Below are 22,600 nucleotides of genomic sequence, written 5' to 3' on the forward strand. Positions count from 1 at the left end.
TGTAACTGTGTAGTTGAAAGTTCCGGATTGTGTTGGCGTTCCACTGATGGTGAAAACCCCTGCATTATAGGTTCCACTAACTCCAGCGGGCAAACCAGTAACAGTAGCATCGGTTGCTGTTCCGCCGACAGTATAAGTAATATTGGTTATAGCTGTATTAATACAAATCGTCTGAGCGGCAGTTTCTGCAGAAGAACTCAAACTGATTGTTGAATTCGGCTGAACAATAATAGTTCCAGTTGCAGTTTCTTCCGCGCAAGGACCATCTGTTGTAACTGTATAGTTGAAAGTTCCGGATTCTGTTGGCGTTCCACTGATGGTAAAAACACCTGAACTATAAGTTCCACTAACTCCAGTTGGCAATCCCGTAACAGTAGCATCGGTTGCTGTTCCACCAACAGCATAAGTGATATTGGTTATTGTTGTATTTATACAAATCGTCTGTGCATCGGTAGCTGCAGCAGAACTCAAACTGATTGTTGAATTCGGCTGAACCGTGATTGTTCCATTAGCCGTTTCTTCCGCGCAAGGACCGTCTGTTGTAACTGTATAGTTGAAAGTTCCGGATTCTGATGGCGTTCCACTGATTGTGAAAACACCAGCATTATAGGTTCCACTAACTCCAGCTGGCAAACCAGTAACAGTAGCATCGGTTGCACTTCCGCCTACATTATAAGCAATATTGGATATAGCAGAATTAATACAAACGGTTTGATCTGTAGTTATTGCAGCAGACGATAAAATTATACTGCTATTTGCCAGCACATTTATATTTCCAGTTAACTCAGTCTCGTTGCATGGCCCAATAGTTCTAATAGTATATCCATAATTACCAGGCTGGGTTGGAATGCCCATAATAGATACAATACCATTATTAATAGTATGAAATACACCGGCTGGTAGATTATCAAACTCTACATCAATTCCTCCCCCACCTATCAGATATCTTATCAATGTTATCGGATCACCAATACAAATAGTTTGATTGGTTGTTGCAAGTAAACTTGTACGATTAAGCGTTGAATTCTGATTAACAGTAATTACAGCCTCACCGGTAAGATCACCTGCAGCAGCTGCTCCCTCTTCATCAGATAAAGAAGCAATTTTATAGGTTGTTGAAGTTGTTGGAGAAACGCTGATGATAAAATTTCCTGAGCCGTTTCCTGATACGCTTCCGCCGCTATTATCAAGCGTGAGCGTCCAGGCACCCGTAGCAACTATATTCAAGGAAATGTCTGTGGAACTGCCGGTACAGATCGTCGCCGGGCCGCTGGTTATAGAGGCAGTTGGAGTAAAAAATAAAGTTTTACCCGGTATAGCAAATACAGCCACACTTAGTAGCTGCATCATCAAAACAAGTAAAAGAATGACACCCAGCCTCTTCTTATTACCCACTTTCCAAATGAAAAGTATTTCCACAGTTTGGATCATCCGGTGTTGGTTTTTCATGCACGGAGCCCACCTGACTCCTTGCGAAATAGAATTTGGTTTTAATGGTCCTCACCACACTGTTGTAAATGAAAAGGCTACCCTATAGTAGGAAGGTTTAGGGCTCCAGGCATAAACACCAGCTTTGGCTCAGCCGTTTTTGACAGGGCACGGGTATCGAAAATCTCTCATATAACGGTGAGGCCTGCCTCTTAGTATATTGATAAAGAAAAACACTTAGATAAGTAACTAAAGGGAATACAGTGATGGTGGCAAAAAAAGAGACTGCCCATATGGACAGTCTCGAAGATTCTTCCCGGTATGCACCTTCACAGCAAAAACCGGGACCTGGTTTAGGGGTTAAAACTTACAAGCGTAAAACTAAGGTTTTGAACTAACCTTGCTTGTCCCCCAAAATGGGTATTCTCATCAAAAAGATAAAGGTCCCCGGGAGGAGACCTTTATTACTATCAACACAAAAATTGATTACTTATTCATCGTATTCTTCGCCTCAATGCTCAAAGTAGCATGGGGAACAGCACGCAGGCGGGCCTTGTCGATAAGTTTACCCGTAACGCGGCAAATACCGTAGGTTTTATTCTCAATACGCATCAACGCCTTCTCGAGATGGTCGATAAAGGTGATTTGCCTGCTGGCCATCTGGCTCAACTGCTCGCGCTCCATACTCACACTGCCATCTTCCATCGTCATATAACGGCTCTCACTCTCATCCCCGCCCATCTCATCCTTGCGGGTAATAAGGCCTTGCAGGTAAGCAAGTTCTTTCTTGGCAGCATCAAGCTTTTTGTTGATAAGATCTTTAAACTCAACTAATTCATTATCACTGTAGCGCATAGACGGTCCTGTTGGTATCTGTGCCTCCTGGTCAAGGACACTCTTTGTAAAATCGGGATTATAGGGCTTCACGGTTTTTGTTTTAATTTCTGGCATCACCAGCCTGGTTGGTCTTTTTTCTGGTGGCGGCGCAGGTTTCTTAATTGGGATCGGTGTGGTTTGCTTTGAATCATCTTTCACCGTCGGCTTGTTCGGACCAGTCTTTAAAAATTGCCTGATCTGACGAGCATTGGCCTTCTTGATCACAGGAGGCTTTACCGGTTTCTCTTTTTTCTCTTTCGGGGCAGGTGCCGCCTTTGGAGCTGGTTCAGCTTTAGGTTCAGCAGCTTTTACGGGTGCTTTCTTATTATCAGTGGCTTTTGCAGGTACAGCCTTGCTATTTGAACCATTTCCTTTTGCAGGAGCAGGAGCAGGCTTGGCAGCGGCCGTTTTAACCGCAGCCTTTGAAGGAGCTGCTTTGGATGGGGCAGCCTTAGACGGAACTGTTTTAGCGGGAGCCGCCTTAGCAGGTGCAGCTTTAGCAGGTGCTTTCGAAGCGGCACCTTTAGCAGCCGGAGCAGCTTTCGTTGCTTTGGCAGCAGGTGCAGACTTGGCAGGAGCTTTCGTTGCAGCCTTCTTCTGAGGCGCCGCGGCCGCTTTCTTTGCCGGAGCAACTTTTTTCGCTGCGCCAGCAGAAGCTTTTGCATTTACTGAAGCCTTGGCAGGGGCAGCCTTTTTCTTTGTTGCCATATTTTCTTCCTTTTATCCGGTGATGAATGTTCTGTTTATTTGGTCCGGGTTACTTTGTCTACCCAAACTCTTACAGGTTGATCATTAACTTCTATCGCCATTCCATTTCCCAGTTCCTCTACCATTTCGAGCTCATCGGCTAATACTTCCTCCTTGATATAAGGGCCGAAATGACGGATACTTTCTGCTAATACACCCGCTTGTGAAAGCTTTACGAGTATCCTGTCTGTTAGCTCGTAACCATTGTCCTTACGGATTTTCTGGATCCGGTTCACCAATTCTCTGGCATTGCCTTCCTGCTCTAACTCGGGTGTAACAGTAACGTCAAGCGCCACTGTCAACGCTCCTTTTGAACTCACCATCCAACCTGGAATATCCTCACTGGTGATTTCAACCTCATGGATTTGTAATATTAAGGGTTCGCTATCAATTTCCAAAGAATATGAACCTTCTTTTTCAAGTAAGGAAATGGCTTCCTGGTCTAGTCCGCCAATCGCCGCCGTCACAGCCTTCATTTTTGATCCCAGCCTTTTCCCCAACGCCTGAAAATTGGGCTTGATCTTTTTCTTGATAAAACCGTCGGCATCAGTTAGGTACTGGATTTCTTTTACGTTAACCTCGCTCCTGATAAGATCGGCAACTTTTTCAAGCTGATCCTTCATAGATGGGTTTAATACCGGTATAAGGATTCTTTGAAGTGGCTGCCTCACCTTGATATTTACTTTCTTACGAAGTGAAAGTACAAGAGATGAGCTGTCCTGGGCCAATTGCATTCTCTCCTCCAGTGCGGTATCGATCAATCCGGCCTGTGAAACCGGGTAATCTGTATGATGAACGGAACCCTCTTTAAAACGTCCTGTTACATTGTTCAGGTTAGTGAAAAGCCAGTCTGCAAAAAATGGTGATACCGGTGCTATCAGCCTGCTGATGGTTTCCAGACACTCATAAAGTGTTTGGTAAGCGGCAATCTTATCAGTGGAGTAATCTCCTTTCCAGAACCTTCTCCTGCACAATCGCACATACCAGTTGCTGAGATGTTCATCTACAAAATCCTCTACCAACCTCCCCGCCTGGGTTGGTTCATAGTCATTCAACGCTGCAGTAACATCGCGTACAAGCGAATTAAGCGAGGAGAGAATCCATCGGTCTATCTCGGGACGCTCTTCCAACGGAACATATTTCTCACTAAAGGAAAAACCATCCACATTGGCATAAAGCACAAAAAATTGATAGGTATTATATAATGTACCAAAGAACTTTCGTTGCACCTCTCTGATCCCCTCGAGATCAAACTTCAGACTGTCCCAAGGAGAAGCATTTGTAATAAGGTACCACCTCGTGGCATCAGCCCCAAAATTTTCAATTGTACTGAACGGATCCACCACATTGCCGAGGCGTTTACTCATCTTATTGCCGTTCTTATCGAGCACAAGGCCGTTTGAAACCACAGTCTTATATGCTACACTATCATATAGCAGCGCTGCCAAAGCATGCAGCGTATAAAACCATCCCCTTGTTTGGTCCACACCCTCGCATATGAAATCAGCAGGGAAGTTTTGTCCGAACGGTGCATTAAAAGGTGTTTCATCGCCGGCACGAACCTTTAATTGGTCTAGCCCCCACTGCGCGTATGGCATCGCTCCACTGTCGAACCAAACATCGATCAGATCGGGTTCACGTCGCATAGCCCTTCCCGTATCACTTACTAAAACAACCTCATCAACATATGGTTTATGGAGATCCAGTTCATTGTCATGTAAATAATTCTTGTTCACATCTCCACCTAAAACCTCATTGGCCTTGATGATTTCCATCTTTAGCTCCTCTATAGAACCTATACATTTTTCTTCTTTGCCATCTTCAGTTCTCCAGATTGGCAGGGGGGTTCCCCAATAACGGCTGCGGCTCAGGTTCCAGTCCACCATATTCTCAAGCCAGTTTCCAAAACGTCCTTCACCGGTTGCCCTGGGCTTCCAGTTGATGGTTTTGTTGAGCTCTACCATCCTGTCCTTAATAGCTGTGGTCTTAATGAACCAGGCATCAAGGGGATAATATAATACAGGTTTATCTGTGCGCCAGCAATGGGGGTAACTGTGTTCGTATTTTTCAACTTTGAAAGCCCTGTTTTCCTTTTTCAGCTTTACACTGATGTCGATATTTACATCAACATAATCGGACTCATCCTTATAATTCTTTACATATCGTTGGCTGAACTCACCAAGGCCTTCTACAAACTTCCCCTCCCTGTCAACCATTGTCAGAATACCGATACCATATTTCTTTCCAACCTTATAATCATCGGCACCAAAAGCCGGGGCTGTATGCACGATACCTGTTCCGTCTTCTGTAGTTACGAAAGTATCTATCAGTACCCTGAATGGATCGCCACCGGCCACATCGGCACTGTTGGCTTCATAGGGTAACAATTGCTCATAACGGCAATGCTCAAGGGTTTTACCCTTAAACTCGGCAAGCTGTTTCCACGGCAGTAGTTTAGTATCGGGCCCATATCCCTCAAAATCACCATTCTCTCCCTCCGGTTTGAAATACTTGCCGAGTAAAGACTTAGCCAGCACAACATGGATGGGAAGATGTGTATATGGATTGAATGTCTTTACTAAAACATAATCGATATTGGGGCCTACAGTTAATCCAAGGTTACTCGGTAGTGTCCAGGGAGTGGTTGTCCAGGCAAGGAAAAATATCTCTGTAGTTTCAATTATATTGGCTGCGTAAAGGTTCTGGTTTATAACTTCTGAAGCTGCATCAAAAAGGAATTCAGATCGTTCATCACGTAAGGCCTTAAACATGGCCACCACCGATGTATCTTTTACATCTTTATAGGTACCTGGCTGATTCAGCTCATGTGAGCTGAGTCCGGTTCCGGCCGCAGGTGAATAGGGCTGAATACTTACACTTTTATATAATAACCCCTTTGTATGCAGTCGCTTGAGCAACCACCATAATGTCTCTATATAATTATTCTCGAAAGTGATATAAGGGTCATTCAAATCAACCCAGTATCCCATCTTCCTGGTAAGATCATCCCATTTATCCTTAAACCTTAATACAGCTTCACGGCATTTCTGGTTGTATTCCTCAACACTTATAGATTTACCAATATCTTCTTTTGTTATGCCCAGTTCCTTTTCAACGCCCAGTTCTATGGGGAGCCCATGGGTATCCCAGCCTCCTTTACGTTTTACCTGGAAGCCCTGCATGGTCTTGTAGCGACAAACAAGATCTTTTAGCGTACGGGAAATCACATGATGTATTCCGGGCATTCCATTAGCGCTCGGGGGACCTTCATAGAAAACAAAAGGTTCCCTGCCTTCACGCAAACTAACACTCTTCTCAAATGCCTTTTGTTCGGTCCATTTACCCAGGATTTCCGATTCAATGGAAGGTAGGTTCAGTTGCTGGTACTCACGATACTTGGCTGCCATAAATTAAGTCGCTGATTCTTATATACTTACGAAAATCGATCTCTTGAAATAGACGCGAAGTTACTGAAATTCTGTGGGTTCGGTTGCGGGGTATAATAAGGATAAGTCACAGTAGCTTTCACACGTCCTATGGGAAAGTTATCAGGGAATTTACCAGGCCTGACCAGATTCTGTTAAAAATCTAACTATCAAGCTTTAAGGAGGGCCGACTTATCCACATTTTTAACGTTTGGCATAATTTCTGAAACTATTTTTAGGAGAAACGCAACGTAATAATAGAGTGCTGCTGTCACTCTTATAATATAATTCAGTTGGTGTTGAAATGGACTTTAAAAATGTTTAAATAATTCAACATAACTGGTAAATTTTTCTACGGTTTAGGGTTTAGGGGTTAAAATAGGGGGTTGTCTAGCCCCCTTCCTCTTTTTTATAACTCTCCGTATAGTCCTGCAAATGCAAAAAAACCACCGATTTCTCAGTGGCTTTCTTTATCCTGGTTTTTCAATATTTAAAGTACAATATCAATTCCCGCTGTAACAAAAACAGGCAATCCGACCTTAATTCCTTCGGGGCGCCTACTGGCAATATATCTTTTGTCAGTAATGTTCTTTGCTGAAAGGTTAAAGGCAACCTTTTTACCCGGCAGTTGGTACCAGGCCGTTCCATCAAGGATCATCCTGCTCTCAATTTTACCGATCCTTCCATTACTGCTGGCAATTTCTGTATTTAGTTCATCCGCAAACTGCTCGTCCACGTAATTTGCGAAAAGCTTCACACCAAATCCTTTTGCAGATGCAAATCCAATACTTCCATTCCATATAAGGGAAGGGGCATAAGGAAGATCATTATCCCGCACATTTATTTTGTCTGTTCCTGCATTAATGAACCTGTCTGCATTATAACGACTATCTACAAACGTAACATTAGTTCCAATAGTAACACTATGTTTCCACTCCAATGCTTTGCCCAGATCAGCATTAACACCCGCTTCCACTCCACGATGAAGAGTCCGGCCTCCATTTGCGAGTCCGGTGGCATTTGAATTACCACTCGATTGTGAAATTGGGATGATCTGGTTAGAGAAATTCATCATGAACAAGGTAGCTTCTCCATTGATCCAGTTATTCCACTGAAACCGGGCGCCTGCCTCATAATTCCAGCTGTTCTCCGCATCAAGATCAATGGCAGTACCTGTTGATGTGATCGCATCCTTGGTACGGGGTGGAGCAAAACCTTTATGCACACCGGCAAATAATGAAACGTTTTGATTTACTGAGTAGGTTAGCCCTGCTCCCGGTATTAAGGCAGCCACCTGGTCGCCCGCATTTACACTGGTGTCGGCAACAACCGTGGTTCCGTTTACGTTAAATCTTCCTCTCAATATATTCCTGCTATAATCAAAATATTCCATCCTCACACCTGCGCTGAAACTTAGCTTTTTTGTGAGTGAAATCTCATCCTGCAAATATGCACTCAATGCCTTACCACTGCGGATCTCATTATCGCGGAGATCGCCTGCTGTTGCGTCGGCTTTCTTTCCAAGAACGAACTGCTCATTTGCCTTTTCATAAAGGTAACGTACTCCTGTCTGCAACTTATTTTCCCTACCTGCAATGGTTCCTTTCACAACCAAACGGGGTTCAATTCCCAACACTTCAAACTGACGATTTCTATGTCCGTTGCTGTTTAGCATATAAAGGGCGCCTCCTGGAACTTCCCGATCTCCCCACACAACACCGGTCTGATTAGCTGCAGATGCATTCGAGCTAAAGTCCTGCCGCTGCCAGTTCCTTGATGTTGTATATGCAAAAGCTGTAGTTTGTAATGATACTTTTTCACTGAATAGGTGCTGGTGTGTAACACTTAGATTATACCTGCGCACAGGAAGCCGGTCATCAGGTGCAATGCGTGCATAGTCGTTATCTCCTTTATCATACATCGTTTGAGTAAGGCCAACATAGGTAGAATTTGAAAGCTCATCATAGATGCCGAGCTTAACGCCTATATTGGATTTGTCGTTGATGCGAAAACGGATCTTGGCACTCAGGTCATTTACCCTGAACCAGGTTGGTCCCATATTATCTGCCTGTTTGCGGAGATAGCTTACTACGAAACCAACATTACCTACTGTTGTTCCATAACTGGCGTACCCTGAAAAGAATCCACCGGTACCTCCTTTAACGCGAAGTTCAGTCGTTTGCGTGGCGGGGGGATCCTGGGTTATAAGATTCACAACACCACCAATTGTTTGTGGCCCAAACATCACCTGGCCGCTTCCCTTTAACACCTCGATGCTTCTTACCTTATCAATCACGGGAGTGAAATACATTTCTGGTTCTCCATATGGATTTAACGCAACCGGAACACCATCCTCAAGTATCAGCACATTGCGGCTGCGATCGGGATCAAGTCCCCTAACACCAATGTTTATCCGTAGGCCTGCTCCTTCCTCATCAACCACATTCAATCCAGGTACACGCTTTACAACATCATTTCCACTTAGCGGGGCAATCGATTGTATATCCTTGAACCGCAATACCGATACAGATCCGGGAACTTTACTCAATAGCTTATCCTTATATCCTACCACAACAACCTGTGGCATTGCCTCCTCTTTCAAAGCAGCCGTATCCTGTTGATCCTGTGCCATTAATCGAATACCGGACAGGACGAAAATCATTGCTAAAAGACTATTCTTCTTCATACTGATTATTACAATGCGCAAATGTCTGTCAGGATAAATATTTTGGTTTACGCAATGAGGAAAAACCAGTTACGAAATGAGGAAATGCCAGTCTGATGACTGTTTGCAGACAATTCTTCTATTCTGCAAATGCATTTATGACATTATCATGACAATAGCCACTGAACCTGATCAAAATCAGGTGTAGAACCATGGAAAGGTCATGCCTGGTGTTTTTGCAGCGCCTTTATTTTGCTGCCAATACAATGTTTATGATCAGTCAGGGATTACTTGAAAAATACAACCAGCCGGTGCCGCGATATACATCTTATCCTACCGTGCCGAGTTGGGAAGAACCTATTAGCCGTGATGATTGGGAAAGAGGCTTCTCTCAGCAATTCAGTATACTTAATAGTAAGGAAGGCATCAGCCTTTACCTGCACCTCCCCTTTTGTGAATCGCTTTGTACATATTGTGGCTGCAATAAGAAGATCACCACCAACCATAGTGTGGAAGACATTTATATTAAGGCGCTGGTACGTGAATGGAGACTATACCTGCGGTTGATGCCCGAAAAGCCGATTATCCGTGAGCTTCATCTTGGGGGCGGCACTCCAACTTTCTTCTCGCCTGAGAACCTGCATAAAATGCTCTCCACAATTTTACAATATGCGGAGATCCACCCTGATCACCAGTTTAGCTTTGAAGGTCATCCTAATAATACTACGCGAGAACACCTGGAAATTCTTTATGATCTGGGTTTCAGAAGGGTAAGCTTTGGCGTGCAGGACAATGATCCGCAGGTACAATTCATTATTAATAGGATACAGCCTTTTGAAAATGTTGTAAAGGTGACAAACATGGCGCGTGAAATCGGCTATACTTCTGTGAATTTTGACCTGATATATGGACTGCCAAAGCAAACCATAGAAAGCATGGAACGCACCCTGCTGCAAACAATCAGTCTTCGGCCCGACAGAGTTGCTTTTTACAGTTATGCGCATGTTCCCTGGAACAGTCGCGGGCAACGTCTCTTCGACACGAAAGACCTTCCCCCGGCTGCCCTGAAAATGCAATTATATCGCCTTGGCAAATTCCACTTTACTGCCAATGGCTATGCTGATATCGGGATGGACCACTTTGCACTGCCTACCGATGAACTTCATAAAGCACGATATGCCGGAACAGCCGATTGTCCAACCGGATCAACCAGGCTCCATCGGAATTTCATGGGCTATACAACACAATCAAGCACCCTCATGGTGGGCCTCGGAGTCTCCGCCATCAGCGATGCCGCTAATGCCTATGCGCAAAACAAAAAAACGATACGCGAGTATTATGAGGCTATCAATAACGGCCACCTGGCAGTAACCAAGGGATATTTCCTTACTGAAGAAGATCTTTCCTTCAAAAAATACATATTGGATATAAGCTGTAAAGGAGCCACAAGCTTCGATCCTGCCGATCTGGCTTTACTCGAAGAATTTAGTTTCCCGCAATTGCGTATGCTGGCCAAAGATGGACTGCTCCAATGGAACGAAACCGGACTGCAGCTTACTTCGCTTGGTCATCATTTTATCCGTAATATTTGCAGCGCTTTTGACCTTCACCTCCGCCGCAAACAGCCGGCAGAGAGAACTTTCAGTTTAAGTGTCTGACACATGTTCAGAGGATGTTAGAACACATGTTCGAACGTGTATCGGACATGTGTCAGACACCTAAAAATCAGGTCCGGAACTTCCTATATATCCTTATTGCAACCATAAGGAGTACAATAAGGGCGGCCAGTCCACCTATTCCCCATACCAGGCTCATGCTGGTGCGCACAATCACGAGCATTACGATCGCAAAAAGAAAAACTGTTGCCACTTCATTCCAAAGGCGGAGTTGATTGGAACTGTATTTAAAGATGCCGGCAAGTTCCTGTTTTACAATTACCTGCAGTGAAAAATGGTAGGCATACAATCCTAACACGAAAAGCCATTTTATCAGGAACCATCTACCTTCGGGCTTAAAGAGTATAGTATCCCAATTACCCATGAACATCACCGTAAGTCCAAGTATTAGTGTCAGCACTGCTGATGGCCATGTGATGCCATACCATAACCGACGTGTCATGATCGCAAACTGCGCACGCAAGATATCACGCTCTGCCACTGGTTTTTCGCCAGCTTCCGTACTATAAATAAAGAGCCTTGGCATATAGAATAATCCGGCAAACCAGGTCACCACGAAGATGATATGCAGCGCTTTTATATAAGGATAGATCATCATGAAACATTGCTGGTTTCCACCCCACCTGCTACATAACGCACCAATGTATTCACCCACATGGGATGAAGATTAAGGCATGGAATCACCGTGAACTCTTCTCCCCCCGCATGGATGAACTCTTCTTTACCCTCCTCTGCAATCTCTTCAAGCGTCTCCAGGCAATCACTCACAAAAGCCGGACAAACCACAAGCAATTTTTTCACCCCCTCTCCAGGGAGTTCCTCCAGTCTTTTAGCAGTATAAGGCTGTAGCCACGGATCGCGACCAAGCCTGCTCTGAAAACTAAACCCCCATTTGCCTTCCGGAATACTGAGATATTCAACCATCTTTTTTGTGGTAAACCAGCATTGATGGCGATAGCATTGTTTGTGCGCCGGTGAATCAACATCACAGCAGTTGGCTACTTTCAGGCAGTGTGAGCCGGTAATATCGCCCCTCCTTATATGGCGCTCAGGAACACCGTGATAAGAAAATAATATCTGGTCATAGTCCTGCTGCAGGAATGGCCTGATACTCTCTGCCAGTGCTTCTAGGTAATGCGGCTCATCATAATATGGTTCAACAATATCAAGCTTAAAGGAATACCCTCCCTCTGCATGCTGTTCTTTCGCATACTCAACCGCTGTTTCATAGCTGCTCATTGCATAATGAGGGTACATGGGTATCAATATGACCTCCTCGAGATCGGGCTGGCGTTGCAGCAATTCCTCATAAGCATCCCGGGGTGATGGAGTGCCGTAGCGCATGGCTATAGCCACCGGCTCCGACACTTGCTCCTGAAGCGCCGCCTGCAGCTGCTTTGTGATCACAATAAGGGGAGATCCCTGTTTTGTCCAGATCGATGCATATGCCTTTGCCGATTTTGGAGCGCGAAAAGGCACAATAATGCCCCGAACCAACAGTAGACGTCCTAACCATGACATATCTATGACCCGCTCGTCCATCAGGAATTCATTCAGGTATTTTCTTACATCCCGCACCGAAGTAGAGTCTGGCGATCCCAGGTTCATCAGTATTATGCCACGCTTCATATGAACGAAAATTGAAATAAAAAGAAGTAAATGGTAACAAACCTAATTAATTGATTGCAATCGATAATAAACGATTGCCCCACTGAAAGGTTGCAAAACTAATCTCACATTTTTGTGCTACATAAAATCTTCAATCCATCATCCCAATTTGACAATTGAGTGACTAAACCTTGCATTGTCATGGTAATATGACATTTCACTGACAGTTAACATAATGCGGTTAGCTTGTCTTGGACTATTTTTGTGCCGCAAAACCCGCTGAAACAGAAGCTTAGAATCGTATGGGAGATTATCCAAAAGACCTGCAGCATTTTTTCGTGGCCGGGATCAGCTATAAAAAGTCTGATTCGGTCGTGAGAAGCCGTTTCGCCATCAACAATGAGCACTACGAGTGGATCATCACTGAGGCCAAACGCAGGGGTATTGCCGAAATCTTCGTTCTCTCCACTTGCAACCGTACAGAAGTTTATGGCATCGCGCGTGATATTGACCTCCTGGTTTCACTAATTTGTGAAGCAACGGGCCAGAGTGCAGAAGAATTCCGCAGTATAGCTTATCTCCTCAGAGGAAAAGACGCGACTCAGCATTTATTTGAAGTTGCCGCAGGTCTCGATTCCCAGATCCTGGGTGATTATGAAATTGTAGGTCAGATAAAACTGGCGGTTAAGCATTCGAAATCAAAAAACGGTATCGGTCCTTTTATTGAACGATTATTTAACCAGGTGCTGCAGACCTCCAAACTCATCAAAAACAATACTGCACTTAGCAGCGGAACTGTATCCGTTTCCTTTGCGGCCATTCAGTTCCTTCGCGAGCAGATAGCAGATGTTGCCGGTAAAAATGTACTGCTGATCGGTACAGGTAAAATTGGAAGAAATACCTGTCGCAACCTCATTGATTATTTAGGATGCCGTAACATCACTCTGGTGAACCGAACCCACCAGAAAGCACTTGACCTTGCTTCAGAACTCAACCTCGAAAGCCTTCCTTCTGAAGAACTTTATTCCGCTGTTTCAAATGCAGATATTATAATAGTAGCTGCCAACGCAGATGAACCGATCATTCGCGCTGCCCATCTCAAGGGCAAGCAACAGCAATGGATAATTGATCTTTCCATTCCAAACAATGTTCACCCCGAAGTGGCAGAGTTAGCAGGCAAGAGATTGCTCAATGTTGATGAGCTCTCCCGTCTGAAGGATGAAACCCTGCAAAAGCGAATGGCAGAAGTTCCAAAAGCATTGGCCATCATCGAAGAACAGACTGCTGAATTTCTGGAATGGTGCCGCATGCGCAAGCAATTGGCCGTTCTTGTTCAGGTCAAGCTTAAACTGGAGGAAATACACTCAACCGGCAATCCTGAATTTCTCTATAATTCCAGTACTACTACAGTACCTTCAGAAGATGCATCGCACAGGATCCAAAAGGTATTGAATACCATGGCAGCCAAAATGCGCGTGCGAAATGAACGCGGCTGTCATTACCTGGAAGCCATCAATGACTTCATTGCAGTGCGTGCAAATTAAGATGACAAATAAAATTATCAGAATCGGAACACGTGACAGCCAACTGGCCCTTTGGCAGGCTGTGCAGGTACAGCAGCAACTGGAAGCCAAAGGCTTTGCTACTGACCTTGTGCCACTTAAAAGCGAAGGTGACATTGACCTGGTAACCCCACTTTATGAAATGGGTGTGCAGGGTGTATTTACCAGAACACTGGATGCCGCCCTGTTAAGTGACCGATTTGATATTGCGGTTCATTCCATGAAAGATGTACCCACGCAAACCGCAAAGGGAATTATTCCTGTGGCAGCGCTTGAGCGTGGCAGTTATATGGATATAATCGTACCAAAAAATGGTACATCATTTCTTGACGACCGAAATTCTGTAGCCCTAATCGCTACAAGTAGTATTCGGCGCAAAGCCCAATGGTTGCATCGCTATCCTAATCACTCAATAACCAACCTTCGCGGTAATGTTAATACCCGCCTGAGGAAGCTTTCAGAACAAAACTGGGACGGTGCGATCTTCGCAGCAGCAGGCCTGCAACGTACAGATCTTCTGCCACCAACCGCTCTGTCACTCAACTGGATGTTACCAGCACCGGCACAGGGGGCTATCCTTATCGTATGCCGCGATGATGATCATTATTCCTATGATGCATGCCAATTGCTTAACCACAAAGCAACAGCCCTTTGCACACAGATCGAACGCGATTTTCTTCGTGCACTCATGGGTGGATGCTCTACTCCAATCAGCGCACTGGCAACTATTCGTGCAGAGAAAATAAAATTCCAGGGTAATATATTTTCTGTTGACGGATCAGAACATCTTGACATTGAATTTGAGGAAGCACTTACTGATGAAAGTGTAAGTATGGGAAAACGTGCAGCCGATACACTTCTCGCAAAAGGTGCCGGCCGCATCATTGAACAAATAAAAAAAGCGGGACACTGATGGATATAAAACCAACACTCCTGAGTACAAGGCCGCTTCCTAAAGAACTACTTGATAATGCAGCATTAAAAGGAGTTGACATCACCGTCCTCCCATTTATTGAAACGCAGCCAATACAGACCAGGGAAACGATAGAGGAAATACAGCAGTCCTTACTTCTCAGCGCTACCGTTGTTTTTACCAGCATGAATGCTGTGGAAGCAGTAGCAGAACTATTGGAGGGACAGCAACCAGATTGGCAAATCTATTGCATCGGCCATACCACCCGCGAACTGGTTGAAATATTCTTCGGCGAAGAGAGCATTGCCGGAACAGCTGAAAATGCTATCGCTCTGGCCGACAAAATCATAGAAGATGCGATGGCAGAAGAAGTGATATTTTTCTGCGGCGATCAACGAAGGCCCGAATTACCTGATATGCTTTTTGCTGCCGGTATTCTGGTCACAGAAATCGTGGTATATGAAACAATTGCTACTCCTCATAAACTGAACGAAAACTTCTCAGGAGTGTTGTTCTACAGTCCCTCTGCAGTGGAGAGCTTTTTCTCAGCCAATTCACTTCCTCAAAATGCCCTTGCATTTGCTATTGGCTCCACAACAGCAGAAGCAATCAAAAAGCACTGCGCAAACAGGATCATCAGCGCCGATGCACCAGGTAAGGAAGCACTTGCGGAGAAGGCAATAGAAATATTAGGAAGGTTCTAATTCAAAAAACTAATGATGTCAATAAAGAACGATCTCATATTAAGAACGCTTAGAGGCGAACAGACTGAAAGAACTCCTGTGTGGATGATGCGTCAGGCAGGAAGATACTTACCACAATACATGGTGTTACGAGAGAAATATGGTTTTTTTGAAAGATGCCAGACTCCAGCTCTCGCAACTGAAATTACACTTCAACCCGTTGATATAGTTGGTGTGGATGCCGCCATCCTTTTCTCCGACATCCTGGTAGTGCCACAGGCAATGGGTCTTGAGGTTCAGCTCATCGAAAGTAAAGGTCCGGTATTACCGGATCCAATCAAAACTCTCAATGACCTTCAGCGTGTAACGGTTCCGGATGTTAATGATCGCCTGCATTATGTATTTGATGCCATCCGCATGATTAAACAAGAGCTTGATGGAAGGGTCCCCCTGATTGGTTTTGCCGGTGCACCCTGGACGCTGCTCTGTTATATGGTGCAGGGAAAAGGTTCTAAAACATTTGATGAGGCAAAAGCATTCTGTTACACCCAACCGGAAACAGCTCATAGATTGCTGCAGATGATTACTGATACCACCATTGCATACCTGAAAGGACAGGTTAAAGCAGGAGCGGATATAATTCAGATATTTGATAGCTGGGGCGGACTGTTGAGTCCTGCAGATTTTGAAACTTATTCTCTCCAGTACATCCGCCAGATTGTGGCTGCCCTTAAAGATGAAGTCCCAACCATCATCTTTGCAAAAGGTGCATGGTTTGCTATCGAAGAAATGGCTGCTACAGGGGCTCATGGTTTAGGGATCGACTGGTGCATCAAACCAAAGCTTGCCCGTCAGTTTGCCGGACCGGATGTTACTCTGCAGGGGAACTTTGACCCAGCCAAATTATCAGCACCAATACCCGTTATACGGCAGGAGGTAAAGACTATGCTGGAGGCATTCGGTGGTCATCGTCATATTGCAAACCTGGGTCATGGTATCCTTCCTAATATCCCCGTTGATCATGCACGGGCTTTTGTGGATGCCGTTAAAGAATACTCTTAACATCTTTTACCATGCTGCCAAAGGATGTTTTTATCGATTATATACATGACCTGCAAAACAGGATCTGTAAAGCCGTTGAAGTCAGCGACGGAAAAGCGTATTTCATAGAAGATAATTGGCAAAGAGAGGAAGGTGGCGGGGGCAGAACCCGGGTGATCAGCAATGGAAAAGTTTTTGAAAAAGGAGGCGTGAACACCTCTGTGGTTCATGGCAAGGTAACGGAAGCCATGCGCAACCAACTTAAGATAAATGGCGACAATTGGTTTGCCTGCGGACTCAGCCTGGTACTACATCCGCTGAATCCTTTTGTTCCAACTGTCCATTGCAACTACCGAATGTTTGAGTTGTACGATGAAAATAACCAGGTCATCGATCAATGGTTTGGCGGTGGTACCGATCTTACCCCTTATTATCTTTTTGAAGAAGATGCCCGGCATTTTCATCAAACATATAAAAATGCCTGCGATGATTTCGATCCGGGCTTTTTCCCTACATTCAAGAAGACCTGTGACAACTATTTTGTAAACTGGCATCGTAATGAAGAAAGAAGAGGTATCGGTGGAATATTTTACGATTATCAACGGCCCAACCAGGAGCGTGACGCCCACTGGTGGATAAAGTTTGCGAAGCGCTGTGGAGACGCATTCATGGAAGCCTATATACCAATTGTTGAAAAGCGGAAATTGCTTCCGTTTACTGAGGAACAAAAACACTGGCAGGAGATTCGTCGCGGACGGTATACTGAATTCAACCTGGTACATGACAGGGGCACCTTATTTGGACTAAAAACAAATGGACGTATAGAAAGTATACTGATGAGCCTCCCACCAACAGTACGTTTTGAATACAATTACCAGCCTCGGCCGGGTTCAGAAGAAGACAAATTGTTGCAGGCTTGCCTGCATCCGGTGGACTGGGTTTAATGCCGTTCCGAAATATAAAAACTGAAGAATCATGATATTGCAAAGAAGAAACAGGATACTACGGCAATCATCGGCCATACGTTCGATGGTAGCTGAAACTTCCCTGCGTGCCAGTGATTTTATTGTACCCTTATTCATCGATGAAGGCACTGGAATCAAAACAGAAATTGCTTCCATGCCCGGTTACTACCGCAATTCCCTTGATCATACTATTACAGAAGTGAAAGAATTATGGTCGATGGGCATTTGCTCTGTATTACTATTTATTAAGTGCAAGGATGAACTGAAAGATAACACTGGCAAGGAAGCCTGGAATCCTGATGGACTTATGCAAAGAAGCATAAAAGCCATTAAAGATGCAGTTCCGGAAATGCTGGTGATGACTGATGTAGCATTGGACCCCTTCTCCTCTTATGGTCATGATGGGATTGTGGAAAATGGAAAGATCGTTAATGATCCAACGGTTGAAGCTCTTGTGAAGATGAGTATTTCTCATGCAGATGCAGGGGCCGATTTTGTAGCTCCATCCGATATGATGGATGGTCGTATCGGAGCAATCAGGCAGGGACTGGAATCAGCCGGCCATACCAATACAGGAATCATGAGCTATAGTGCGAAATATGCATCCTGCTTTTACGGTCCATTCCGTGATGCACTCGATAGTGCCCCTGGTTTTGGTGATAAGAAAACATATCAGATGGATTATGCCAACCGGATTGAGGCGGTTAAAGAAACATTGATGGATATTGAAGAAGGAGCTGATATTGTTATGGTAAAACCGGCCCTTTCATATCTTGATATAATCAGGGAAGTAAAAAATAGTGTATCTGTTCCTGTTAGTGCCTATAATATCAGTGGAGAATATGCAATGATAAAAGCTGCTGCCAAAATGGGATGGATCAACGAAGACAAGGCAATCCTTGAAACCCTTACATCCATCAAACGTGCAGGGGCCGACCTTATCGCAACTTATTTCGCGAAAGACGCTGTGAAACTGATCGGCTAACAACAAGTTTAAAAAACTAAATAAAGGCATCATGTTTATCATTGAACTAACCTACAAGGTTCCAGCAACCGAAATTGATGCGGCCATGGCAGCACATGTGGCCTTCCTGGAAAAATATTATCATTCGGGGCATTTCCTTGCATCGGGCAGGAAAGAACCACGTGATGGCGGACTCATCTTTGCAAGGGCCACCAGCAAAGCGGAGATCGAGAAGATTATATCCGAAGATCCTTTTAACATCAATGGCCTGGCAAACTACCGAATCATAGAATTCAAGGCTACCAAAAAGATCAAGGCCTTTGATGATTTTGCCGGAGATGAAATATAATATACTATGACCAATAATATTTCGAAGAGCGTTGAGCTTTTTGCACGTGCACAGAATTCCATTCCTGGTGGTGTGAACTCCCCGGTCCGCGCTTTTAAAAGCGTGGGGGGAACACCTTTATTCATACAACGTGCAGCGGGAGCTTATCTCCATGATGTAGACGGCAACCGGTATATAGACTATATCGCTTCCTGGGGACCCATGATTTTGGGTCACGCCTACGCCCCTGTTGTTAAAGCTATCCAGAAATATGCTGAATACTCCACTTCATATGGTGCGCCTACAGAACTGGAAATAGAAATGGCCGAGCTTATTCGGAGCATGACATCCAATGTTGACCTCATCAGGATGGTAAGCAGCGGCACCGAGGCCTGCATGAGTGCCATACGTGTTGCACGCGGATATACACAAAGGAATAAGATCCTGAAGTTCGAAGGTTGCTACCATGGTCATGCTGACTCATTCCTGGTTAAAGCGGGAAGTGGTGTTGCAACTTTTAATATACAGACCGTTCCGGGTGTTACAGCGGGAGTAAGCGCAGATACATTGACCTGCGCATATAATGATCTTGATGCAGTGAAACATCTGGCTGCAAGTCATAAGGGAGAAATTGCAGCTATCATTGTAGAACCGGTGGCAGGTAATATGGGTTGCATACTTCCCGAACCAGGCTTCCTGGAAGGTATTCGTAAGATATGTAATGAGGAAGGGATCATCTTTATTTTTGATGAGGTGATGACCGGATTCAGACTGGCCAAAGGTGGGGCCCAGGAAAAACTTGGTATTGATGCTGACCTTGTTACCTATGGAAAAGTAATTGGTGCTGGTATGCCTGTTGGCGCTTTCGGGGGCAAAAAAGAGATCATGCAGGTAGTTGCACCACTTGGCTCCGTTTACCAGGCAGGAACACTTAGCGGTAATCCAATCGCGATGATCGCCGGATATACCCTTCTTTCTGAATTAAACAGCAACCCATCTCTTTATGAAGAGCTGGATCAAAAAACAGCCTATCTCAAAACCGGGTTAGAAAAGGAACTTAAAGAATGGGGGCATCCTTTCGTGCTCAATCACTTCGGATCTATGCTTAGTATTCATTTCAGTGAAAACCCGGTAAGAGATTTTGCATCTGCATCTGCTGCAAATAATGCCCTATTCGCCAAATTCTTCCATGCCATGCTTAACCGCGGAATTTATCTTCCGCCTTCTGCCTTTGAAGCATGGTTCTTAAACAATGCACTCACCAAAAAGGATCTTGATAAAACAATTACAGCAGCTCGTGAAAGCCTTGTTGAGATCATGAAATGATCATGCAGCTTCCTCCTGCTCCCCCATATCTGCAGCCAGTATACCTGGTTGCTTTTTCTTTTTCCTTGTTCTGTTAAGCCACATTATAAAACCAGTCACTGGAAAACTTGTACCAAGCAGGCAAATAATGAACCCTGCTATTTTTGAAGGCATACCAAAAATGGAAGATACATCCCTAATCGCTGACGTAGTATAGCCCGTGTCTTAGGCCACCAAAATACAATTCCGGTAATCATGATGAATAAAAAAATAATGGTACTAATACCAACTATTATCTTCCCGATATCACCTCCGAGCATCCATCTATGCAAAGCGAACATGGTATAAAAAAATGTTTCCTGGTAGCTGTACAATTCAATTACCCGGCCGCTCCTCCATCTTCCCAACCGCAACTTGTGTTGATCCCGAAGGTATTTCTACAAAATACCGCTCACGGTGGAAGAACTGCTGCAACTCCTTCTCAAATACCAGTACGGCACCAGTAAAACAGGTAACCATTATGATGAGTCCTGCTGCCATGCTGAGGTAAAGATGGATTCGTCTGAAAAATATCTTCATTATCACAATTTAAGGTCACCCTACTATATATGGGATAATTATATTTATTGTTTGCCTGTTTATAAGGAGCGGGTAAATTTCATTTTAAAAAAACTCTAATACTTCCGGAATCGGGAAAATGGTTTGCGGAATTGGAAAAAATGTGCGAGAGATTTTTTCGTAAATTCATTTAAAATCATAACCATGTTATCCAAAACAATGCAGGATGCCCTTAATAAGCAGGTGCAAATGGAAGCGGAGTCTTCACAGGCCTATCTGGCAATGGCCTCCTGGGCAGATATCCAACCCGGTTTACAGGGTGTGGCCGCATTTTTCTATAAACAATCGGATGAAGAGCGGGTACACATGCTTAAACTGATAGCATTTATTAATGAGCGCGGTGGATTTGGCGTGGTGCCTGCATTGGAACAACCAATCCTTACATTCGTAAGCCTGCAAAATGCATTTGCAGAATTCCTTAAACATGAACTCAAAGTGAGCGATAGTATAAATGATATAGTTCACCAGTCGCTTTCTGAAAAAGACTATGCTACGCATAATTTCCTCCAATGGTATGTTACTGAACAAATGGAAGAAGAGCGTATGGCAAGAACTTTGAATGAAAAACTCGAACTGATAGGAGCCGATAAGAGTGGCCTGTATCTCTTTGACAGGGATATTATGGCATATAGGGGTCCGCAGGGTGGAGGGCACTAGTTCAATCATTCACCTGCTATCGCAATAACAGTTCGCAGGGCTTTATTCCCGTATGCTTTTTAAAGGCAGTAGAAAAATGGGATATAGATGAATAGCCGAGCATCAAAGAAACCTCGGTTACACTCAGCCCTTTTTCATAAAGGAGGTAGCGGGCATGTTCCATGCGCTGGCTCTGGTAGAAATCAAATACCGTAGTACCATATAACTCCTTGAAACCTTTTTTGAGGTAACATTCATTAATAGCAACTTTTCGGCTCAATTCCTTAATTGTGATGGGTTCACCAATATGTTGAAGGAGGATCTCACGGGCCTTTTCGATCTTTTCGCGGTCAGATTCATTAGCGAGGAACTTACAGGTAAACGCCATTTCCTCTTTCTCCCCAATCATGCACTCAAGGCTGTAAAGTAACAGCATCTGCATTTGTGCATTCAGGAAGATATTCTCCATGGATCCTGAATAATTGTGGTTTAATAGCGCCTCCAGTACAGTTCGCGTTTTACCACATAAGGTCAGCGTTTTAGAGAAAGAAGATGCATGCCTGAAATGAACGATTTCGTCGGGCATTGATTTCATCTTTCCGCCATTAATGAATTGGGAAAGATGTGTGGGTGAGAACAGGAAACTCAAAACATCCACACTGGGTGATTTCTGCTCGCAGCTACTCGAAAGGCTGAACCTGCAATTGTCGCATTCAATTTCCTTTTGCCGGCAATAAGTATTACCGGAAATGCAGAAACGAAGTTCCAGGTAATTCTCCTTACTGTTTTTTTCTACCCGATGATAAACCAGCATTCCCATATCATCAACCTCAAATTGGGATTGCCTGCGATAACGGTGAATCGTATATTGAACCGAACCAGGAATCTGCTGTTCCCGATACTGCAATAATTCGAGCTCGTTGAACATAACCGGCGCCTTTCGGGCCAGCGATAATATATCAGGTGCCTGGTGCATGGACCGCAAAAGTACACTATATGCCGCAATCGAAGGGGCACCATTGAACCGTATTTCTGTCATTTAACCGTAATTTCTTCGTCAGATCATGCCTGATTACTCATATGTCTGAAATAGCTCTTATAAACCCCCAAAACTCAGCTCAAATCCCCTCAGATTCAGCTCCGTCTCCCCTTTTTTCGTA

Annotated in this window: 19 protein-coding genes; 10 read left to right on the forward strand and 9 right to left on the reverse strand. The window is 44.4% G+C overall.

Annotation, left to right across the window (positions count from 1 at the left end):
• The 4 genes from V6M43_RS11590 to V6M43_RS11605 all read right to left on the reverse strand — a co-directional run.
• The coding region (locus tag V6M43_RS11590) for a hypothetical protein (protein ID WP_332735405.1) at window positions 1-1,431 on the reverse strand (1,431 nt) is incomplete at its 3' end.
• 483 nt (window positions 1,432-1,914) lie between these two features.
• Window positions 1,915-3,012, reverse strand: coding sequence for a TraR/DksA family transcriptional regulator (locus V6M43_RS11595; RefSeq protein WP_332735407.1), 1,098 nt, complete (start codon window positions 3,010-3,012; stop codon window positions 1,915-1,917).
• Window positions 3,013-3,047: 35 nt separating this feature from the next.
• Window positions 3,048-6,458, reverse strand: a complete 3,411-nt coding sequence (ileS, locus tag V6M43_RS11600; RefSeq protein ID WP_332735409.1) for an isoleucine--tRNA ligase — start codon at window positions 6,456-6,458, stop codon at window positions 3,048-3,050.
• Window positions 6,459-6,966: 508 nt separating this feature from the next.
• Window positions 6,967-9,162, reverse strand: a complete 2,196-nt coding sequence (locus tag V6M43_RS11605) for a TonB-dependent receptor family protein (RefSeq protein WP_332735411.1) — start codon at window positions 9,160-9,162, stop codon at window positions 6,967-6,969.
• A 191-nt stretch (window positions 9,163-9,353) separates the two neighbouring features.
• On the opposite strand from V6M43_RS11605, the gene hemN reads away from it, so the two are divergent.
• The gene (gene hemN / locus V6M43_RS11610; RefSeq protein WP_332735413.1) at window positions 9,354-10,799 is read left to right on the forward strand and encodes an oxygen-independent coproporphyrinogen III oxidase; all 1,446 of its coding nucleotides are present in this window, start codon (window positions 9,354-9,356) and stop codon (window positions 10,797-10,799) included.
• Between the two features lie 67 nt (window positions 10,800-10,866).
• Here the strand turns inward: hemN and V6M43_RS11615 are convergent, their stop codons facing one another.
• Window positions 10,867-11,415: a CopD family protein gene (locus V6M43_RS11615; protein ID WP_332735415.1), complete on the reverse strand. Its 549-nt coding sequence runs from the start codon at window positions 11,413-11,415 to the stop codon at window positions 10,867-10,869.
• On the reverse strand, window positions 11,412-12,446 hold the full coding sequence (gene hemH / locus V6M43_RS11620; protein WP_332735417.1) for a ferrochelatase: 1,035 nt from the start codon (window positions 12,444-12,446) through the stop codon (window positions 11,412-11,414). Before hemH ends, V6M43_RS11615 begins: the two co-directional genes overlap by 4 nt.
• Window positions 12,447-12,727: 281 nt before the next feature.
• Here hemH and hemA point away from each other — a divergent pair, with 281 nt between their 5' ends.
• Genes hemA through hemL form a run of 8 tightly spaced genes read left to right on the forward strand, consistent with a single transcriptional unit; the run spans window position 12,728 to window position 20,207 of the window.
• The gene (hemA, locus tag V6M43_RS11625) at window positions 12,728-13,969 is read left to right on the forward strand and encodes a glutamyl-tRNA reductase (RefSeq protein WP_332735419.1); all 1,242 of its coding nucleotides are present in this window, start codon (window positions 12,728-12,730) and stop codon (window positions 13,967-13,969) included.
• A gap of 1 nt (window position 13,970) precedes the next feature.
• Entirely contained in the window at window positions 13,971-14,900 is a 930-nt protein-coding gene (gene hemC, locus V6M43_RS11630; RefSeq protein ID WP_332735420.1) for a hydroxymethylbilane synthase, read from the forward strand.
• A complete protein-coding gene (locus V6M43_RS11635; protein ID WP_332735421.1) occupies window positions 14,900-15,604 on the forward strand; it encodes a uroporphyrinogen-III synthase in 705 nt (234 codons plus the stop codon). Before hemC ends, V6M43_RS11635 begins: the two co-directional genes overlap by 1 nt.
• Before the next feature lie 15 nt (window positions 15,605-15,619).
• Window positions 15,620-16,645, forward strand: coding sequence for a uroporphyrinogen decarboxylase (gene hemE, locus V6M43_RS11640; RefSeq protein ID WP_332735422.1), 1,026 nt, complete (start codon window positions 15,620-15,622; stop codon window positions 16,643-16,645).
• A gap of 11 nt (window positions 16,646-16,656) precedes the next feature.
• Window positions 16,657-17,568: an oxygen-dependent coproporphyrinogen oxidase gene (gene hemF, locus V6M43_RS11645; protein WP_332735423.1), complete on the forward strand. Its 912-nt coding sequence runs from the start codon at window positions 16,657-16,659 to the stop codon at window positions 17,566-17,568.
• A gap of 31 nt (window positions 17,569-17,599) precedes the next feature.
• Window positions 17,600-18,574, forward strand: coding sequence for a porphobilinogen synthase (gene hemB / locus V6M43_RS11650; protein WP_332735424.1), 975 nt, complete (start codon window positions 17,600-17,602; stop codon window positions 18,572-18,574).
• A gap of 31 nt (window positions 18,575-18,605) precedes the next feature.
• Window positions 18,606-18,902, forward strand: a complete 297-nt coding sequence (locus tag V6M43_RS11655) for a YciI family protein (protein WP_332735425.1) — start codon at window positions 18,606-18,608, stop codon at window positions 18,900-18,902.
• 6 nt (window positions 18,903-18,908) lie between these two features.
• A complete protein-coding gene (gene hemL / locus V6M43_RS11660; protein ID WP_332735426.1) occupies window positions 18,909-20,207 on the forward strand; it encodes a glutamate-1-semialdehyde 2,1-aminomutase in 1,299 nt (432 codons plus the stop codon).
• A 137-nt stretch (window positions 20,208-20,344) separates the two neighbouring features.
• Here the strand turns inward: hemL and V6M43_RS18295 are convergent, their stop codons facing one another.
• Window positions 20,345-20,527, reverse strand: coding sequence for a PepSY domain-containing protein (locus tag V6M43_RS18295; RefSeq protein ID WP_442902315.1), 183 nt, complete (start codon window positions 20,525-20,527; stop codon window positions 20,345-20,347).
• Between the two features lie 34 nt (window positions 20,528-20,561).
• The gene (locus V6M43_RS11665; protein WP_332735427.1) at window positions 20,562-20,765 is read right to left on the reverse strand and encodes a PepSY-associated TM helix domain-containing protein; all 204 of its coding nucleotides are present in this window, start codon (window positions 20,763-20,765) and stop codon (window positions 20,562-20,564) included.
• A gap of 183 nt (window positions 20,766-20,948) precedes the next feature.
• On the opposite strand from V6M43_RS11665, the gene V6M43_RS11670 reads away from it, so the two are divergent.
• Window positions 20,949-21,461, forward strand: a complete 513-nt coding sequence (locus V6M43_RS11670) for a ferritin (RefSeq protein WP_332735428.1) — start codon at window positions 20,949-20,951, stop codon at window positions 21,459-21,461.
• A 16-nt stretch (window positions 21,462-21,477) separates the two neighbouring features.
• On the opposite strand, the gene V6M43_RS11675 is transcribed toward V6M43_RS11670, so the two are convergent.
• Window positions 21,478-22,479, reverse strand: coding sequence for a helix-turn-helix domain-containing protein (locus V6M43_RS11675; RefSeq protein ID WP_332735429.1), 1,002 nt, complete (start codon window positions 22,477-22,479; stop codon window positions 21,478-21,480).
• Window positions 22,480-22,600 lie beyond the last annotated feature (121 nt).

The sequence above is a fragment of the Flavihumibacter sp. genome (assembly GCF_036676075.1).
GTDB lineage: Bacteria > Bacteroidota > Bacteroidia > Chitinophagales > Chitinophagaceae > Flavihumibacter.

Coding starts and splice junctions, on each gene's coding strand:
- V6M43_RS11595 (WP_332735407.1), bottom strand. CDS start 3,012: ATGGCAACAAAGAAAAAGGCTGCCCCTGCCAAGGCTTCAGTAAATGCA.
- ileS (WP_332735409.1), bottom strand. CDS start 6,458: ATGGCAGCCAAGTATCGTGAGTACCAGCAACTGAACCTACCTTCCATT.
- V6M43_RS11605 (WP_332735411.1), bottom strand. CDS start 9,162: ATGAAGAAGAATAGTCTTTTAGCAATGATTTTCGTCCTGTCCGGTATT.
- hemN (WP_332735413.1), top strand. CDS start 9,354: ATGGAAAGGTCATGCCTGGTGTTTTTGCAGCGCCTTTATTTTGCTGCC.
- V6M43_RS11615 (WP_332735415.1), bottom strand. CDS start 11,415: ATGATGATCTATCCTTATATAAAAGCGCTGCATATCATCTTCGTGGTG.
- hemH (WP_332735417.1), bottom strand. CDS start 12,446: ATGAAGCGTGGCATAATACTGATGAACCTGGGATCGCCAGACTCTACT.
- hemA (WP_332735419.1), top strand. CDS start 12,728: ATGGGAGATTATCCAAAAGACCTGCAGCATTTTTTCGTGGCCGGGATC.
- hemC (WP_332735420.1), top strand. CDS start 13,971: ATGACAAATAAAATTATCAGAATCGGAACACGTGACAGCCAACTGGCC.
- V6M43_RS11635 (WP_332735421.1), top strand. CDS start 14,900: ATGGATATAAAACCAACACTCCTGAGTACAAGGCCGCTTCCTAAAGAA.
- hemE (WP_332735422.1), top strand. CDS start 15,620: ATGTCAATAAAGAACGATCTCATATTAAGAACGCTTAGAGGCGAACAG.
- hemF (WP_332735423.1), top strand. CDS start 16,657: ATGCTGCCAAAGGATGTTTTTATCGATTATATACATGACCTGCAAAAC.
- hemB (WP_332735424.1), top strand. CDS start 17,600: ATGATATTGCAAAGAAGAAACAGGATACTACGGCAATCATCGGCCATA.
- V6M43_RS11655 (WP_332735425.1), top strand. CDS start 18,606: ATGTTTATCATTGAACTAACCTACAAGGTTCCAGCAACCGAAATTGAT.
- hemL (WP_332735426.1), top strand. CDS start 18,909: ATGACCAATAATATTTCGAAGAGCGTTGAGCTTTTTGCACGTGCACAG.
- V6M43_RS18295 (WP_442902315.1), bottom strand. CDS start 20,527: ATGTTCGCTTTGCATAGATGGATGCTCGGAGGTGATATCGGGAAGATA.
- V6M43_RS11665 (WP_332735427.1), bottom strand. CDS start 20,765: ATGAAGATATTTTTCAGACGAATCCATCTTTACCTCAGCATGGCAGCA.
- V6M43_RS11670 (WP_332735428.1), top strand. CDS start 20,949: ATGTTATCCAAAACAATGCAGGATGCCCTTAATAAGCAGGTGCAAATG.
- V6M43_RS11675 (WP_332735429.1), bottom strand. CDS start 22,479: ATGACAGAAATACGGTTCAATGGTGCCCCTTCGATTGCGGCATATAGT.